Below are 15,909 nucleotides of genomic sequence, written 5' to 3' on the forward strand. Positions count from 1 at the left end.
CGCTCTCAGACCTCGAGGAGTTCTGCCTCTTTGCGCTTCAACGCCTCGTCGATGAGCTCGACGTGCGTCTTGGTCACCGCGTCGAGCTCCTTCTCGGCCCGAGCGAGGTCGTCGTCGCTCACCTCGCCCTTCAGGGCGTCGAGCTCGTCCTTGGACTTGCGGCGGATGCCGCGCACGTGGACCTTCGCGTCCTCCGCCTTGCTCTTGACGAGCTTGACGTACTCCTTGCGGCGGTCCGCGGTGAGCTCGGGCATCGTCACGCGGACGATGTTGCCGTCGTTCGTCGGGTTCGCCCCGAGGTTCGGCATGTCGCGGATCGCCTGTTCGATCGCCTTCAGCGCGGACTTGTCGTACGGCGTGATCACGAGGGTGCGCGCCTCGGGTGCGTTGAGCGACGCGAGCTGCGCGAGCGGCGTCGGCGTGCCGTAGTACTCGACCTGGACCTTCTGGAAGAGCTGGGGGTTCGCCCGTCCGGTGCGGACGGTCGCGAAGTCCTCCTTGGCGGCCTCCACGGCGCGGTCCATGCGGGTCTTCGTGTCGGCCAGGATGTCGGCGATCACGGTCTCTCCATTCGTCGGTACGTCCGGTTAAGTCTAGTCGGCAGCGTCCCCCGCCTCAGACGCTGACGAGCGTGCCGATCGATTCGCCGAGGAGGGCGCGGGTCACGTTGCCGCCGGGCTCCATGCCGAACACGCGCATGTCCATGCCGTTGTCCATGCAGAGGCTGAACGCGGTCGAGTCGACGACCTTCAGCCCGCGCTGCAGTGCGTCACGGTAGGTGATCGTGTCGAGCTTCTCGGCCGAGGCATCCGTCCTCGGGTCGGCCGTATAGACGCCGTCCACGCCGTTCTTCGCCACGAGCACCTCGACGGCGCCGATCTCGAGCGCACGCTGCGCCGCGACGGTGTCGGTGGAGAAGTACGGCAGGCCGGCACCGGCGCCGAAGATGACGACGCGCCCCTTCTCGAGGTGACGCTCCGCCCGCCGCGGGATGTAGGGCTCCGCGACCTGGGTCATCGAGATGGCGGACTGGACGCGGGTCGCCGCACCCGCCTGCTCGAGGAAGTCTTGCAGGGCGAGCGCGTTCATGACGGTGCCGAGCATGCCCATGTAGTCGGCGCGCCCGCGGTCCATCCCGCGCTGGCTGAGTTCGGCGCCGCGGAAGAAGTTGCCGCCGCCGACGACGACGGCGACCTCGACCCGGTCGACCGCTGCGGCGATCTCCTGTGCGATCTGGCTGACGACATCGGGGTTGACCCCCAGCTGTCCTGCGCCGAACGCTTCGCCGGACAGTTTCAGAAGGACGCGACGGCGTCCGGTGTTCTCGTCGATCACGCGGGGATCCTCTCGTCTAGGGGGAGACTATCGAACGGCATGGAAAAGGGGTTCGCATCATCCGATGCGAACCCCTTTCTCATGTGCTTACGCGCCGACCTTGAAGCGGGCGAAGCCGGTGACCGTGATCCCGGCGTCGGCCGCGACCTTCGCGACGCACAGCTTGTTGTCCTTGGCGTAGTCCTGGTCGAGCAGGGCGACCTGCTTGAAGAACGCGTTGACGCGGCCCTCGACGATCTTCGGGAGCGCAGCCTCGGGCTTGCCCTCGTTGCGGGAGATCTCGGTGACGATCTCGCGCTCCTTCTCGACATCCGCCTCGGGCACCTCGTCGCGCGACAGGTACGTCGGGTTCGCGAACGAGATGTGCTGCGCGATCGAGCGAGCGGTCTCGGCGTCGTCACCCGAGTAGGCGACGACGACGCCGACCTGCGGGGGCAGGTCCTTGCTGGTCTTGTGCAGGTACACCTGGAAGGCGTCCCCGGACAGCGTGCGCACGCGACGCAGCTCGACCTTCTCGCCGATGATGGCGGCCTCGTCCGAGATGAGGTCGGCGACGGTCTTGCCGCCGGCGTCGGCCGCGAGGGCCTCCTCGGCGGAGTCGGCACCGGCCGCGGCAGCGGCGTCGAGGACCTTCTCCGACAGCGCGATGAAGCGCTCGTTCTTCGCGACGAAGTCGGTCTCGGTGTTCAGCTCGATGAGCGTGACCTTGCCGTCCTGCTCCTTCGCGGCGACGAGTCCCTCGCTCGTGGAGCGATCGGCACGCTTCGCGTTGCCCTTCGCGCCCTTGAGGCGCAGGATCTCGACAGCCTTCTCGAGGTCGCCGTCGGCCTCCTCGAGCGCCTTCTTCGTGTCGACCATTCCCGTGCCGAGCTGCTCGCGCAGCGCCTTGATGTCGGCGATGGTGAAGTTTGCCATGGGTGGCGGCTCCTCAGTAGTTGGGTGGGTGTTTCCAGGCGCCTGCGCCCCGCGGATGGCGGGGCACAGGCGGGATGATCACTCGGCGGACTTCGCCTCGGCGGTCTCGTCGGCGGCGGGAGCCTCAGCGGCCTCCTCCGCGGCGGGGGCCTCGTCAGCGGGCGCCTCGGCGGCGGGGGCCTCGGTCTGCTCGGCCGGAGCGGACTCGAGCAGCTCGCGCTCCCAGTCGGCCAGCGGCTCGGCCTCGGCCGACTCGTCGGTCGGGTTGTGGCGCTGGATGAGACCCTCGGCAGCGGCGTCGGCGATGATGCGCGTCAGCAGGCTGACCGAGCGGATCGCGTCGTCGTTGCCCGGGATCGGGAACTGGAACTCGTCGGGGTCGGCGTTCGTGTCGAGGATGCCGATCACGGGGATGCCGAGCTTCTTGGCCTCGTCGATGGCGAGGTGCTCGCGCTTGGCGTCGACGACCCAGATCGCCGACGGGGTCTTCTGCAGGTTGCGGATACCCCCGAGCGACTTGTGGAGCTTGTCGAGCTCGCGCTTCTTGAGGAGGAGCTCCTTCTTCGTGAAGCCGCTCTCGGCCGGGTTCTCGAAGTCGAGCTCCTCGAGCTCCTTCATGCGCGCGAGGCGCTTGGAGACCGTCGAGAAGTTGGTGAGGAGGCCACCGAGCCACCGCTGGTTGACGAAGGGCTGGCCGACACGCGTGGCCTGCTCGGCGATGATCTCCTGCGCCTGCTTCTTGGTGCCGACGAAGAGGATCGTGCCGCCGTGGGCGACCGTCTCGCGCACGTACTCGTACGCCTTGTCGATGTACCCGAGCGACTGCTGCAGGTCGATGATGTGGATGCCGCTGCGCTCCGTGAGGATGAAGCGCTTGACCTTCGGGTTCCACCGACGGGTCTGGTGTCCGAAGTGAACGCCGCTGTCGAGCAGCTGGCGGATGGTGACGACGGCCATGGCCGTTCTCCTGTTCGTTGTGGTTGATCGCGCCGGACGATGGTCGCGGCGAGCCTGGTGCCCGGCACGCACCCGCTCCCGGAGGAGACCGTTGGGTGGGATGCCGCGATGTCGATCGACGGTGTCGGATCGAGCCGCTGTGGGCACGCGTAGTCACCCCGACGGACGGGGTGCCCCACCAGCATAGCAAGAACGAGACCTCCTCCCCCGCCGCCGCCCGCCACGATCCATCCCCCGTCGCCGAGCGGGACGCCCGTGCCGGCCACGTCGCGGAGCACCATCGGCTCATGCCCTCGATCCGCCGCGTGACCCTGGCTCTGGTGGCTGCCGCCACCCTCGTCCTGCTGACACCTCTGCGCGTCGACGCGGCCCCCGACGGCGCGCCGGCCTGGCGACTGCCGGCGGAGGGTGCCAACGTGGTCGCCCCGTTCGAAGCCCCCGCCCACGACTATGGCGCGGGCCACCGGGGAATCGACATCGGACCCGTGGCGGGTCCCGTCGTCGCACCGGCGGCGGGGGTGGTCGCCTTCGCGGGAACGGTCGTCGACCGCGGTGTCGTCACGATCGACCACGGGGGCGGGTGGGTCACGAGCGTCGAGCCGATCGCGCCCTCCGTCGCCGTGGGCGACGTGGTGGCGGCCGGGGATCCGATCGGCACCGTGTCCACGGGAGGTCACGCGCCCGCAGGGACGCTCCACGTCGGCGTCCGGCTGGACGGGGAGTACGTCAACCCGCTCCTGCTGCTCGGGCGGGTGCCGAGAGCGATCCTGCTGCCGTGTTGCTGACCTGGAGGTCCGGGTGTCTCAGGCCCGGGGGTGGGCCAGTCGATACGCGGCTGTGAGCCGTTCGGTCGAGACGTGCGTGTAGATCTGCGTCGTGCCGAGACTCGCGTGTCCGAGCATCTCCTGGACGGCCCGGAGGTCCGCGCCCCCGTCGAGCAGGTGCGTCGCCGCCGAATGCCGCAGGGCGTGGGGACCGACGGCATCCGCGCCGATCACGGGGCCGAGCGTGCGACGGACGACCTCGTAGGCCGTGCGGACACCGAGACGGCCGCCGCGGGCTCCGAGGAACAACGCGGTGGTCCCGGGGTCGGTCAGAAGAGCGGGTCGCCCGCGGACCAACCACGCATCGACGGCTCGGGCGGCTGGAGCGCCGTAGGGGACCACTCGCTCCTTTCCGCCTTTGCCGAGGACGCGGACGGTCGCCGCTGCGCGGTCGAGCGACCCGAGGTCGAGCCCGCAGGCCTCCGACACGCGGAGGGCTGCGCCGTAGAGGAGCTCCAGCAGTGCCGTATCCCGCAGCGCGACGGGGTCTCCTGTCCCGTCGGCGCCGACGCGCTGCGCTTCCAGCACGGTGTCGAGCTCCGCCGCGGCGGCGACGGTCGGTAGCGTGCGACCGCGCTTGGGCGTCACGAGGCGGAGCGTCGGGTCGTCTTCCCGCATCCGCTCGGCGGACAGCCAACCGAAGAACCCGCGCAGCGAGGCGGTGCGCCGCGCGAGGCTCGCGCGGGAGATGCCGCGCTGCGTGGCGGACCAGAGCCACTCGCGCAGGTCCTCGACGTCGAGGTCGGCGACCGCCGGGTCGTCCGCGAAGGCCGCGAGGTCGGCGAGGTCGGCCCGGTAGGCGCGGACCGTGGCCGGCGACAGCCGCCGCACCCTGGCCAGATGCTCCGTGTAAAGCTCGACCGCCTCCGACATCCGCATCCTCCCAGGATGCCTCGCCCTTCGCCCTTCCGGCGCGAGGCGTGCGGGGAAGCCCCTGCCCGACGGATGGTCACCGCGGCGCCGGGGCGCGGCGCCACCCCTCCGGTCCGCGCTGCGCGCGGCCGTCGAGCTCGAGCAGCGCCAGCAGGCCCCTGGCCTCGCCGGGGGAGAATCCGGCGCGACGGGCGACGTCGTCCGGGGTCCGCGGGCTGCGCGCGCTCAGGGCGTCCAGGATCCTCGTCGCATCATCGACCCGTTCGGCGGACGCGTCGACCCGGGGGCTGTTGAGTCCGAGGAGCTCGCGGGCCTCGTCGGCGGAGGTCACGCACCGCGCGTCGTACTCGCGGAGCAGTCGATGGCACCCCGCCGATGCGGCGCTCGTCACAGGTCCCGGGACGGCGCCCAGGGGTCTCCCGAGCGCGGCGGCATGCCCCGCGGTGTTGAGCGAGCCGCTGCGCCACCCCGCTTCGATGACGACCGTCGCTCCCGACAACGCCGCGATCAGCCTGTTCCGCTGGAGGAAGCGCCATTTCGTCGGCGCGGTCCCACAGGGCACCTCGGCGACCACGACACCCGGACCCGCCGCGATCCGCGCGAGGAGGTCCGCATGGCCCGACGGATAGGCGCGGTCGACACCGCCGGCGAGGACGGCCACCGTCACACCGCCGGCGGCGAGCGAAGCACGGTGGGCCATGCCGTCGATCCCGTAGGCCCCGCCGGAGACGACGCGGACGCCCGCGCGCACCAGATGCGTGGCGAACTCCCCCGTCATGTGCTCCCCGTACCCGGTGGCGGCCCGCGCACCGACGAGGGCCAGAGCCGGACGCGCACCGCCCAACGCGGTGGTGTCACCGCGTGCCCACAGGGCGCGCGGAGCGTGGACGCCGAGATCGTCGACCTCCCGTGGCCACCCGTGACCGCCGGGGACCAGGAGCTGGGCGCCCACCCGGCGTGCGCGATCGAACGCATCCTCGACGGAGTCCCGCCGCGCATGCCACCGCCGTCTTCCCGCCTCGAGCTCCGCCGAGGTCGGCCCGCCGCTCCCCCACGCGACGTGGAGCGCAGCGACCGCGCCGAGTTCCGCGATGAGGGATCCCGCGACGCCGTCACCGGGTTCCGTCAGGCACGACCAGACGGCGCAGGCGTGATGGTGGGCGACGGCATCCTCGTCCGCGAGGACGTCTTCCGGCACGAGACCGGCCAATCGCTCGCGGTGCCGAGCGAGGCTCACGGTCAGCACGACGATGCCCCGCGCTTCAGGAACAGGGCTCCGCCGATGTCGGCCGCGTCCGGGCGCTCTCTGCCGGCGAGGTCCGCCAGGGTCCACGCGACGCGCAGCACGCGATCGTACCCGCGCAGCGTCAGCGATCCCCGATGCAGGGCGTCGTCGAGCGGCCTGGTGGACTCGGGCGCGGGGCGCAGAGGTCCCGATCTCAGCCACGTGCCGTCGACCTCGCCGTTGGTCGTCCACGGTGTGCCGGCGAGCCGTCGTCGTGCGCGGTCGCGTGCCGCCCGGACGCGCTCGCGGGCGGCGGCGCTCGTGACACCGGCGCCCACCGTCTGCGTCGCCGACACCCGCTGGAGACCGAGCTCGATGTCGATGCGGTCGATCAACGGACCGGAGAGCCTGCCGTGGTAGCGGCGGATGGCCAGCGACGGGCACGAGCAGACGCCCCCGGGGATCCCGTAGTTGCCGCATGGGCAGGGGTTCGTCGCGACCACCAGCTGAAAGCGGGCCGGGAGCACGGCGCGGAACCCCACCCGGTGTATCTCGATGCGACCGGACTCGAGCGGTTGCCGGAGGGCGTCGAGCGCGTGGCCGCTGAACTCCCCGGCCTCGTCGAGGAAGAGCACTCCGCCGCTCGCCCTCGCGATCGCCCCCGGCTGGAGGATGCGGCTGCCGCCCCCGACGAGCGCGACGGCGGATGCGGTGTGGTGCGGCGCCTCGAAGGGCGGTCGCCGTCGGAGGGTGGTGACGGGCAGACCTGCGAGCGATCGGATCGATGCGACCTGCAACGCCGTCTCGTCATCCAGGTCCGGGAGGAGCCCGGGCAGCCTGCGGGCGAGCATCGTCTTGCCCGCCCCGGGCGGACCGCTCATGAGGACGTGGTGTCCGCCCGCAGCGGCGACGATGAGCGCCTCGACCGCATCGCTCTGCCCGATGACGTCCGCGAGATCGGGGACCGACTCCTCCTCCGCCGGCGCGCTCTCGGGGGCCGGCACGGGTTCGGCGACGACATCGGGGACGTCGAGGCCGTGAGCGCGGGCGACATCACGCAGGCTGACCGCGCCGCGGACCTCGATCCCGTCGACCAACTCCGCCTCGGAGAGGTTCGCGTGCGGCACGATGACGCGACGGAACCCTGCGCGAGCGGCCGCCAGGACCGCGGGCAGCACGCCGGAGACCGGGCGCAGACGACCGTCGAGCCCGAGCTCCCCCAGGTGGACGGTCTCGGCCAGCGACTGCCGGTCGAGAGGCGCCTCCGTCGCCACCGCGGCGATCGCGACGGCGACGTCCAGCGCGGATCCGCGCTTCGGGAGGTTCGCCGGCGACAGATTGACCGTCACGTGTCGCCGCGGCAGCGGGAGGTCGCTGTTCGCGCACGCGTTGTGCACGCGCTGCTGCGCCTCCCCGATCGCCTTGTCTGCCAATCCGATGATGGAGAAGCCCGGCACCTGGTTCGACAGATCGGCCTCCACCTCGACGATGTCGCCGACCAGCCCGGTGAGGACGACCGACCACGTGCGCCCCAGGCTCATCGCAGGTCCTCGAGGTGCTCCACCACGGCCGACTCCGGGTCGGGTCCCGTGATGCCGATGACATCGAGTCGCAGTCGGCGTCCCCGGGCCGCCTCGGGGTGTGCCACGATCCACGCAGCGGCAAGCCGCCACAGGCGATCCCGCTTGCGGGCGTCGACGGCGGCGAACGGATGCCCGAACCACTCCCCTCGGCGGGTCTTCACCTCGACGACCACGAGATCGGCCCCGTGCGCCGCGACGATGTCGATCTCCCCGCCGTGGGTACGCCAGTTCCGGTCGAGGATCCGATACCCGCCGGCACGCAGATGCCGCTCGGCGCGCTCCTCACCGGCCCGTCCGAGGTCGTCTTTCGCTGCCATGCGACCAGCGTGGCCCGCGCGTCCCGGCGAACGGCGTCGTCGACCCGTCCCGGTGGACGAACGCGGAGGGACGACTCCTGGGGAGGAGGCTCAGCCGTCGAGCGAGAGCTCCTCCGGCAGCTGGAAGTCGCGCCGCTGCAGTTCCTCGACGTTCACGTCCTTGAAGGTGAGCACCCGCACGGACTTCACGAACCGGTCGGCGCGGTAGATGTCCCACACCCACACGTCGTTCATCGAGATCTCGAAGTAGAAGTCGTGCTCGGTGTCGCGGCGGACGACGTTGACCTCGTTGGCGAGGTAGAACCGGCGCTCGGTCTCGATCACGTACTGGAACTGACCGACGACGTCGCGGTACTCCTTGTACAGGGCCAGCTCGAGTTCGCGGTCGTAGTCCTCGAAGACTTCGTCATCCATGGTGACTCCATCCTAGGCGGGCGGCGAACGGCCCCGGACCTAGAACAGGGTCGGGGCGGCCGCGATCGACCACGACGCACGGTGGTGTCCGGAAAGACCGTGCTCTTCGATGGCCGCGCGGTGTTCCGCGCTCGCGTACCCCTTGTTGCGAGCCCATCCGTAGACCGGCGCCTCGGCGTCCAGCTCGCTCATGTGCTCGTCGCGCGCCACCTTCGCGATGACGGATGCCGCCGACGCCGACGCGCAGTCACGGTCGGCCTTGACGATGGGCAGGACGCCGCGACCCACCGGCGCGACCGGGGTGATGTAGTCGTGGTTCCCGTCGAGGACCACCAGGGCATCGCCGATGTCGACACCCTGCACGCGGAGCTCCTCGATGGCGCGCGCGGCGGCAAGGCCCAGGGCCCGGATGATCCCGACCTCGTCCACTTCCGCCGCCGACGCCCACCCCACCGCGTGGGCGGGCACCCAGGCCCGGACGCGTTCCGCCATCCCTGCTCGGCGCGGTTCGACGATGAGCTTCGAGTCCCGCAGTCCCTCCGGCACGCGACGCCGGCTGAACGCGGCATCCGCGGCGACCGCGCCGACCGCGACGGGCCCCGCCAGCGCGCCCCGGCCGACCTCGTCGCACGCGATCACGAGGGGATGCTCCCGGAGCAGTCGACGCTCGAGCGACAGCGTCGGCGCGACCACGGCCATCACGGCGCCGGCACCCCGCGGAACACGTCGTGGTGCGAATCGATGAGACCGAACCGGTCGAACGGCCACGTGATGAGGAACGCCCGCCCGACGATGTTGTCCATCGGAACGAATCCCTGCCCCGGCTGCTCCTGCTGGTACCGCGAGTCCTGCGAGTTGTCGCGGTTGTCGCCGAGCACCCAGATCGAGCCCTCCGGCACCGTGACGTCGTAGTCGAACTCGTCGGGAGCCGACTGGTTCGGACCGAGGTCCAGGTAGGGCGTCTCGTCGATGGGCACGTCGTTGACGGTGACCTGCCCGAGCGCGTTGCAGCACACCACGTGATCGCCGGGCAGACCGATGATGCGTTTGATGAGGTGGTCGTCGCTGTCGGACGCCGTGAGCCCGACGAGGGATCCCAGCCAGTCCAGCGCCGCCGTCAACGGAGGCTGCGCCGGCTCGTACGTCGTCGGGAGCCACCCGCCGGGGTCCCGGAAGACGACGACGTCGCCGCGTTCGTACCCGGTGAACCGCGGCGTCAACTCGTCGACGAGGATGCGGTCGCCCTTCAGCAGCGTGCGCTCCATCGAGCCGGACGGGATGTAGAACGACCGCACCAGGAAGGTCTTGACGAGGAAGGACACGAGGACGGCCACCAGGAGGATCACCAGGACGTCCCGGATGAACGGCCACGGTCCGCGTCGGGGACGGGAATCGGAGTCGCTGCCGAGCGTCGGGGACGGGGAATCGGTGGTCATGCTGTCCTTCACCGGTGCCGGGGTTCGGCGACCATCCACCAGCGTCGCACATCATGTGGACGCCGAGCACCGAAACACCCGGGAACGACGGATGCCCCGGGACTCGGTCCCGGGGCATCCAGTGGAGAACGCGATCAGTTGTCGCGCTTCTCCTTGATCTTGGCCTTCTTGCCACGCAGCTCGCGCAGGTAGTAGAGCTTCGCGCGACGCACGTCACCGCGGGTGACGACCTCGATGTGGTCGATCACCGGGCTGTGCACCGGGAAGGTGCGCTCGACGCCCACCTGGAAGCTGATCTTGCGGACCGTGAAGGTCTCACGGACGCCGTCGCCGGAGCGGCCGATGACGACACCCTGGAACACCTGGATGCGCGAACGGTTGCCTTCGGTGATGTTGACGTGCACCTTCACGGTGTCGCCGGCGTTGAAGACGGGGATGTCGGAGCGCAGCGAAGCTGCGTCGACGGAGTCGAGGATCTGCATGATCGTCACTTCCTGCGACCGCCTCAGGTCGACCGCGAGAGTAAGAGGAGAAAAGGATGTGGCGCCCGTCGGAGCCGACTGGGCTCCGAACTCCCCCGAGGCAGAGAACTGTCAGGGCACAAAGGGTCATTCTGCCATGGATGCCGACGGCCGCCAAACCGCGGCGCGCGGCCTCACACGAGCGGGTCGCGCTTCTCCTCGACGACGACCACGCTCTCGGCTGTCCGAGCGGGCGCGGTGTACCTGCGCAGGATGACGGAGGGCCGTGTCTCCTGGAACAGCTGTCGCAGCGAAAGCCAGAACACGGCGAGGAAGACGACGGTCGCCGCGATGAGGAGAGGCCAGAACCACGCCTCCGAGAAGAAGCCCACCGCGATGGTCAGGACGTGCCAGAGACCGACGCCGCCGACGTCCCACCAGGAGACCGCGCGCGTGTGCCGAACCGTGCCGCGGGAACGGATCAGGAGCGTCAGGACGAGCTGGCCGATGAGGACGGAGGGGATCGCGACGACCAGCACCCAGGCGAGCGCCCAGCCACCGGCATCCGACACGATCCATCCGATGATCAGCCACAGGGGCAGGATGACCGCGCTCGGCAGGAGCCAGAAGAAGAATCCACGACGCAGGGGCATCCTCCGATGCTACGCCGCTGGGCAATTGCGGCGACCGCCGTCAGCTGATCACTCGCTGAGCAGGTCCGGGCGCCGAAGGCGGGTCCGCTCCACCTGCTGATCCCGCCGCCACTGCGCGACCCGCCCGTGGTGTCCGCTGAGCAGCACGTCGGGAACGTCGTAGCCGCGCCACGATGCCGGCTTCGTGTAGGAGGGGTACTCGAGGAGGCCGTCCTCGTGCGACTCCTCGACGAGGCTCTCCGGGTTGCCGACGACGCCCGGGACGAGACGTCCGACGGCCTCGATCATGGCCATCGCCGCGACCTCCCCGCCGTTCAGGACGTAGTCCCCCAGGCTCACGAGCCGCACGCGGCCGATGGTCGCGGCGTAGGCGAAGACGCGCTCGTCGATGCCTTCGTACCGCCCGCACCCGAAGACGATGTGCGATTCGGTGCTCCACTCGCGCGCCACGGACTGGGTGAAGCGCTCCCCCGCCGGCGACGGGAAGACGAAGAGCGGTCCGGATGCGGCATCCGTCACCGTCTCGTGGGAGCCGGCGACGATCGCGTCGAGGGCCTGCGCCCACGGCTCGGGCTTCATGACCATCCCGGCGCCGCCGCCGTAGGGCGTGTCGTCGACGGTGCGGTGCCGGTCGGTCGTGTGGTCGCGGAGGTCGTGGACACGGATGTCGAGCAGTCCCGCGCCCCGAGCGCGCCCCAGCAGCGACACTTCGAGGACGTCGAAGAAGGCGGGGAAGATCGTGACGACGTCGATGCGCACGTCAGGACCCGGCGTCGGCCTCGTCGCCGGCCTCCGGACGAGGCTCGTCGTCACCGGGGAGGTCTTCGAACAACCCGGCGGGCGGAGTGACGACGAGACGACCGGCGCTCATGTCCACTTCGGGCACGATGGCCTTGACGAAGGGGACGAGCACCTCGCGTTCGTCCGCGGCAAGCTGGACACCCAGCAGATCCTGCGCCGGGAAGTGGTCGACCCGCGTCACGCGTCCGACGACCTCACCGTCGCGCACGACGTCGAGCCCCACCAGCTGGTGGTCGTACCAGGCGTCGTCCTCGACGACCGGCGCAGCGGCATCCTGGTCGATCCACAGGATGGCGCGGACGATGGATTCCGCGGCGGTGCGGTCGTCGATCCCGTCCAGGAAGACGACCGGGTGCGAGTTCATCCACTTGAACTCGCGGACCGTCACCGTCTTTCCGTGCCAGGGCGAGGACTCCGGCACTTGCAGGGTGAACTCCGCACCCGGGACGAACCGGCCGTCGGGGTCGTCGGTGTAGAGCTCGAGTTTGAGGGCGCCCTTCAGACCGTGCGCCTTGACGAGGCGCCCGACGCGGAGCTGCGTGCGAGCCGACTTCGCCGACACGTCAGTCGTCCGCGACGTCGACGCGGACGCGCGTACCGTCGGCCAGAGCGGAGATGAGGGTACGCAGGGCTTTCGCCGTGCGTCCGCCGCGCCCGATCACACGACCCCGGTCGTCGGGGTGCACACGCACCTCCAGCACTTCGCCGCGGGGCGACGAGCTGGAGGCGATGGTGACGTCGTCCGGGTGATCGACGATCCCCTTGACGAGGTGTTCGAGCGCGGCGGCCAGCAAGGTCTTACTCGGACTCGGTCGCGTCGTCGGCGGCCTCGGCGTCGGCGGCGGGCGCCTCGGCCTTCTTCTCCGCCTTCGGCTTGATGACCGACTTCTTGGACGAGTCGAGCTCGAACGGCGCCTTGGGCTCCGCCGTCTTCACGGTGGAGACGGCGTCCTTGTCGCCCTTGAACTTGCCCCAGTCGCCCGTGAGCTTGAGGATGGCGGCGACCTGCTCGGTCGGCTGCGCACCGACGGAGAGCCAGTACTGCGCGCGCTCCGAGTCGACCTCGATGAACGAGGGCTGCTCGGTCGGGTGGTACTTGCCGATCTCCTCGATCACGCGGCCGTCGCGCTTGGTGCGCGAGTCGGCGACGACGATGCGGTAGTACGGCGCACGGATCTTGCCCATGCGCTTCAGACGGATCTTGACAGCCACAATTCTCCTGAATGGTGTTGCGAGTGATGATGAACGTCGCCTGGAGCGTGGGGTGCACACCCGGCGGGAGCTCTGCGGTGGACCTCCGAGCCGGATAGAGGGTCGGGCAAGGCGGTCCAACCGTCCATTCTGCCAGATGCGGAGGGATGCCGCGAACCGCCGGACGCGCGTGACACACTGGCCCCATGACGGTGACCTTCGCCACATCCGCTCGTTCGACCGTCGGGATCGAGTGGGAGATCATGCTGGCCGACCGGACCACCGGTGATCTGGTCCCGGAGGCGCCCGCGATCCTCGACCAGATCGAGGAGCAGACCCGTCACGAGCGTCACACCGTCACCGGTGAACTGCTCACCAACACGATCGAGGTCACCAGCGGCGTGGGCGACACGGTGGCCGCAGCCGTGGACGACATCGCCGATGCGATCGCCCTGGTCCGTACCGTCACCGATCCCCGCGACATCGAGCTCCTGTGCGCGGGCAGCCACCCCTTCGCCCGGTGGTACGACCAGCAGGTGACCGATAAGACCCGGTACCACAAGCTCATCGAGCGTACCCAGTGGTGGGGGCGCAACATGATGATCTGGGGCATCCACGTGCACGTCGGGGTCGAAGACGTCGCGAAGGTCTTCCCCATGATCAACGCCCTCTCCGCCTACCTCCCCCACCTGCAGGCCCTGTCCGCTTCCAGCCCGTTCTGGGCAGGCGACCGCACGGGCTACGCATCCAACCGCGCCCTCGTCTTCCAGCAGCTCCCGACCGCGGGGCTGCCCTGGCCTCTCGAGTCCTGGGCGGAGTACGAGGCCTACCTCGCGGACATGGAGCGGACCGGCGTCATGGCGGACTCCACCGAGGTCCGCTGGGACATCCGACCGGCGCCGCGGTGGGGCACGATCGAGATCCGCGCCTGCGACGGGATGTCGACGCTCCCCGAGCTCGCCGCCGTCGCCGCCCTGGTCCAGGTGCTGGCCGAGCATTTCTCTCGCATGCTCGACGAGGGTCGCCCGCTCCCCACCATCCAGCCGTGGTTCGTCCGCGAGAACAAGTGGCGTGCGGCGCGCTACGGGCTGGATGCCGACGTCATCGTCGACCGCGCGGGCCGGCAGCGTCCCGTCGCCGACCATCTGCGCGAGGTGACCGAGGCCCTCGCGCCGCTCGCCGCGGAGCTCCACTGCGCGAAGGAGTTCGCGGGGGTCACGCAGATCCTCGACCAGGGCGCCAGCTACGCGCGTCAGACCCGCGTGGCCGATGCCGCCGACGGAGACCTGCGCGAGGTGGTCCACCATCTCATCCGCGAGTTCCGGGGCGGCCCCACGCTGCGCGAGGTCGTCTCGGTCGGCTGAGCTCTCAGCCCTTGCCGAAGAGCTTCTGGATCTCGGCCAGGTCCGCCTCGCTCGGCTGCGGCGCGCCGCCGAGGCCGAAGCCCGAGCCCGAGGGTGCGGTGTTCGCCGCCGCGAGGCCCGCGTTCTCGGCCGCGCGCTTGGCGGGGTTGCCCGACCTCGACCCGCCGCTGCTCTTCTGCTTCTTGCCACGCTTGCTCGATGCGCCCGGTTTGCCGCCGATCGCACCCATCCCGGGCATGGAGGGCACCCCGCCCCGCGCCACGGTCTTCATCATCTTGGCGGCCTGATCGAAGCGCTGCACGAGTTGGTTGACGTCGGTGACCGTCATCCCCGAGCCGCGCGCGATGCGGAGCCGCCGGGATCCGTTCAGGATCTTGGGGTTCCGGCGCTCGGCGGGGGTCATGGACCGGATGATCGCCTCGGTGCGATCGATCTCGCGCTCGTCGAAGCTCTCGATCTGCTGCTTCATCTGGCCCATGCCGGGCAGCATCCCCAGCATCTTCTTCATCGAGCCCATCTTGCGGACCTGCTGCAGCTGCTCGAGGAAGTCCTCGAGGGTGAACTGCTCGGTCGCGAGCTTCTGCGCGACGCGCTGTGCTTCCTCCTCGTCGAACGCCTGCTGCGCCTGCTCGATGAGGGTGAGGATGTCACCGAGGTCGAGGATGCGGCTCGCCATCCGGTCGGGGTGGAAAGCCTCCAGGTCGTCGAGGCCTTCACCGGTCGACGCGAAGATGATGGGGCGGCCGGTGACCGACGCCACCGACAGCGCCGCACCGCCGCGGGCGTCGCCGTCGAGCTTCGACAGCACGACGCCGGTGAAGTCGACGCCGTCCTGGAACGCCTTCGCCGTGTTCACGGCGTCCTGTCCGATCATCGCGTCGATGACGAAGAGCACCTCGTCGGGATCGGTCGCCTTGCGGATGTTCGCGGCCTGCTTCATCAGCTCCGCGTCCACGCCCAGGCGTCCCGCGGTGTCGATGATGACGGTGTCGTACTGCTGGCGGCGCGCGTACTCGACGCCGTCACGGGCGACCTTCACCGGGTCGCCGACCCCGTTGCCGGGCTCGGGCGCGTAGATGGCGGCACCTGCGCGCTCGGCCACCACGGTCAGCTGGTTGACGGCGTTCGGACGCTGCAGGTCGCAGGCGACAAGCAGCGGAGTGTGACCGTCCTTCTCGAGCTGCTTCGCCAGCTTCCCGGCGAACGTCGTCTTACCGGAGCCCTGCAGGCCGGCAAGCATGATGACGGTGGGGGGCTGCTTCGCGAACTGCAGTCGCCGCTGCTGGCCGCCCAGGATGGCGACGAGCTCCTCGTTCACGATCTGGACGACCTGCTGCGCCGGATTGAGGGCGCGGTTCACCTCGTCACCGAGGGCGCGCTCGCGCACCTTGCCCGTGAAGTCCTTGACGACCTGGAGCGCCACGTCGGCGTCGAGGAGGGCGCGACGGATCTCGCGCACGGTCCCGTCGATGTCGGCGGGCGAGAGCTTGCCCTTCGTGCGGAGGTTGCGGAAGGTCTCGGTGAGACGATCGGAGAGCGTGCCGAAGGTAGCCATGATGG

The 15,909-nt window shown here is 70.2% G+C and carries 20 protein-coding genes; 2 read left to right on the forward strand and 18 right to left on the reverse strand.

The window, feature by feature from the left end:
• Positions 1-5: 5 nt before the first annotated feature.
• The 4 genes from frr to rpsB form a co-directional block, all read right to left on the reverse strand.
• Positions 6-560: a ribosome recycling factor gene (gene frr, locus AB0P29_RS00580; protein WP_217532011.1), complete on the reverse strand. Its 555-nt coding sequence runs from the start codon at positions 558-560 to the stop codon at positions 6-8.
• Between the two features lie 55 nt (positions 561-615).
• Positions 616-1,335, reverse strand: a complete 720-nt coding sequence (gene pyrH / locus AB0P29_RS00585) for a UMP kinase (protein WP_064001971.1) — start codon at positions 1,333-1,335, stop codon at positions 616-618.
• Between the two features lie 87 nt (positions 1,336-1,422).
• Positions 1,423-2,250, reverse strand: coding sequence for a translation elongation factor Ts (gene tsf, locus AB0P29_RS00590; protein ID WP_363377688.1), 828 nt, complete (start codon positions 2,248-2,250; stop codon positions 1,423-1,425).
• Between the two features lie 78 nt (positions 2,251-2,328).
• Complete coding sequence (gene rpsB, locus AB0P29_RS00595) at positions 2,329-3,207, reverse strand: 30S ribosomal protein S2 (RefSeq protein WP_253034403.1); 879 nt, start codon at positions 3,205-3,207, stop codon at positions 2,329-2,331.
• Between the two features lie 287 nt (positions 3,208-3,494).
• Between rpsB and AB0P29_RS00600 the strand changes: the two genes are divergently transcribed.
• A complete protein-coding gene (locus AB0P29_RS00600; protein WP_253034402.1) occupies positions 3,495-3,992 on the forward strand; it encodes a M23 family metallopeptidase in 498 nt (165 codons plus the stop codon).
• A gap of 18 nt (positions 3,993-4,010) precedes the next feature.
• Here the strand turns inward: AB0P29_RS00600 and AB0P29_RS00605 are convergent, their stop codons facing one another.
• The 13 genes from AB0P29_RS00605 to rpsP form a co-directional block, all read right to left on the reverse strand.
• Positions 4,011-4,910, reverse strand: coding sequence for a tyrosine recombinase XerC (locus tag AB0P29_RS00605; RefSeq protein ID WP_253034401.1), 900 nt, complete (start codon positions 4,908-4,910; stop codon positions 4,011-4,013).
• Between the two features lie 70 nt (positions 4,911-4,980).
• A complete protein-coding gene (gene dprA / locus AB0P29_RS00610; protein ID WP_363377691.1) occupies positions 4,981-6,150 on the reverse strand; it encodes a DNA-processing protein DprA in 1,170 nt (389 codons plus the stop codon).
• Complete coding sequence (locus AB0P29_RS00615; protein WP_363377693.1) at positions 6,144-7,670, reverse strand: YifB family Mg chelatase-like AAA ATPase; 1,527 nt, start codon at positions 7,668-7,670, stop codon at positions 6,144-6,146. Before AB0P29_RS00615 ends, dprA begins: the two co-directional genes overlap by 7 nt.
• Positions 7,667-8,029 carry a YraN family protein gene (locus AB0P29_RS00620; protein ID WP_064001965.1) on the reverse strand — a complete coding sequence of 121 codons (363 nt, stop codon included), beginning with the start codon at positions 8,027-8,029 and terminating at the stop codon, positions 7,667-7,669. The genes AB0P29_RS00615 and AB0P29_RS00620 overlap by 4 nt, the downstream gene beginning before the upstream one ends.
• A gap of 90 nt (positions 8,030-8,119) precedes the next feature.
• Positions 8,120-8,443, reverse strand: a complete 324-nt coding sequence (locus AB0P29_RS00625) for a DUF2469 family protein (RefSeq protein ID WP_036309185.1) — start codon at positions 8,441-8,443, stop codon at positions 8,120-8,122.
• Positions 8,444-8,482: 39 nt separating this feature from the next.
• On the reverse strand, positions 8,483-9,142 hold the full coding sequence (locus AB0P29_RS00630) for a ribonuclease HII (protein WP_363377695.1): 660 nt from the start codon (positions 9,140-9,142) through the stop codon (positions 8,483-8,485).
• On the reverse strand, positions 9,142-9,879 hold the full coding sequence (gene lepB / locus AB0P29_RS00635; RefSeq protein ID WP_253035189.1) for a signal peptidase I: 738 nt from the start codon (positions 9,877-9,879) through the stop codon (positions 9,142-9,144). The genes AB0P29_RS00630 and lepB overlap by 1 nt, the downstream gene beginning before the upstream one ends.
• 134 nt (positions 9,880-10,013) lie before the next feature.
• Positions 10,014-10,361, reverse strand: coding sequence for a 50S ribosomal protein L19 (gene rplS, locus AB0P29_RS00640; protein WP_064002469.1), 348 nt, complete (start codon positions 10,359-10,361; stop codon positions 10,014-10,016).
• A 173-nt stretch (positions 10,362-10,534) separates the two neighbouring features.
• Positions 10,535-10,993 (reverse strand): MFS transporter permease, encoded by a 459-nt coding sequence (locus AB0P29_RS00645; protein ID WP_363377697.1) that lies wholly within the window; start codon positions 10,991-10,993, stop codon positions 10,535-10,537.
• A gap of 48 nt (positions 10,994-11,041) precedes the next feature.
• A complete protein-coding gene (gene trmD / locus AB0P29_RS00650; protein ID WP_064001962.1) occupies positions 11,042-11,752 on the reverse strand; it encodes a tRNA (guanosine(37)-N1)-methyltransferase TrmD in 711 nt (236 codons plus the stop codon).
• Between the two features lies 1 nt (position 11,753).
• Entirely contained in the window at positions 11,754-12,356 is a 603-nt protein-coding gene (gene rimM, locus AB0P29_RS00655) for a ribosome maturation factor RimM (RefSeq protein ID WP_311283812.1), read from the reverse strand.
• 1 nt (position 12,357) lies between these two features.
• Positions 12,358-12,588 carry an RNA-binding protein gene (locus tag AB0P29_RS00660; RefSeq protein WP_217532027.1) on the reverse strand — a complete coding sequence of 77 codons (231 nt, stop codon included), beginning with the start codon at positions 12,586-12,588 and terminating at the stop codon, positions 12,358-12,360.
• A gap of 4 nt (positions 12,589-12,592) precedes the next feature.
• A complete protein-coding gene (gene rpsP, locus AB0P29_RS00665) occupies positions 12,593-13,006 on the reverse strand; it encodes a 30S ribosomal protein S16 (protein ID WP_064001959.1) in 414 nt (137 codons plus the stop codon).
• 185 nt (positions 13,007-13,191) lie between these two features.
• On the opposite strand from rpsP, the gene AB0P29_RS00670 reads away from it, so the two are divergent.
• A complete protein-coding gene (locus AB0P29_RS00670; protein WP_363377700.1) occupies positions 13,192-14,349 on the forward strand; it encodes a glutamate--cysteine ligase in 1,158 nt (385 codons plus the stop codon).
• A 4-nt stretch (positions 14,350-14,353) separates the two neighbouring features.
• On the opposite strand, the gene ffh is transcribed toward AB0P29_RS00670, so the two are convergent.
• Positions 14,354-15,904, reverse strand: a complete 1,551-nt coding sequence (gene ffh, locus AB0P29_RS00675; protein WP_363377702.1) for a signal recognition particle protein — start codon at positions 15,902-15,904, stop codon at positions 14,354-14,356.
• Between the last annotated feature and the right edge of the window lie 5 nt (positions 15,905-15,909).

The organism is Microbacterium sp. NPDC080220 (assembly GCF_040686395.1).
In the GTDB taxonomy this organism is placed as follows: Bacteria; Actinomycetota; Actinomycetes; order Actinomycetales; family Microbacteriaceae; genus Microbacterium; species Microbacterium gawkjiense.